The 709-nt window shown below is 50.4% G+C and carries 1 protein-coding gene; it reads left to right on the top strand.

From position 1 onward, the window contains the following. Nucleotides 1-411: 411 nt before the first annotated feature. Nucleotides 412-709: hypothetical protein (locus tag M7F93_RS11865; RefSeq protein WP_298173819.1), on the top strand; the 298-nt coding region annotated here is incomplete at its 3' end.

The following is a 709-nucleotide window of genomic DNA, read 5'->3' on the forward strand; positions in this document are numbered from 1 at the left end:
GGCATATTGGTGCCCCGAGCGCGAATCGAACGCGCGACCTACCGCTTAGGAGGCGTAACACGGAAAATATCCATCTTTTTTGAAATATAAGCATTTTTCATATTTTATATTTATCATCAAGTTATCATAGGTAGTATCCCGCATTATCCCTCGATATACCTACCTATCCCGTTGCTCAGTGCAGCGCCAGTGCAGCGCCAGTACATCAGAACGGGAGCGGGTATTACAGGCCAGATAGCATAGTATGGCTTTTAGCATATCGCTATAAACAACATATAGATCAAATGGTTGACAGCGCTTGTAATCGGCGCATTATGGGATCGTTGAGGCTACCAAAGTGGATACAGGGATATATCATATCCCTACACCGGAAGGCTCACTCACCACTTCGCAGCTGAAGGATGGTCAAAAATGAGTACAGGACATGGCTGGAGCTCCAGATTTGGTTTTGCGCGATGGGTGGCTGTGATGGCCGTCATGCCGGCATTCCTTGGATGGATATTCCTTGAGGCGGTGATCCATGGAGACCCTGTAAGTCTGTCTGTGATCCTGGGGTTCATGGCGGCTGGGATAGTGGTTGTGGCAATCGACACACTCGCGCGCAAGGGAACGATTGACCAGAGCAAGGTCGACACGGGTTGGGAGCGACCTGATCGCGTCTTCTCGCCATGGCGCCTTGCCAGCAAAATTTACAGGGGGCATCGGCGAA

Source organism: Acidithiobacillus sp. (assembly GCF_027322205.1).
Taxonomy (GTDB): domain Bacteria; phylum Pseudomonadota; class Gammaproteobacteria; order Acidithiobacillales; family Acidithiobacillaceae; genus Acidithiobacillus.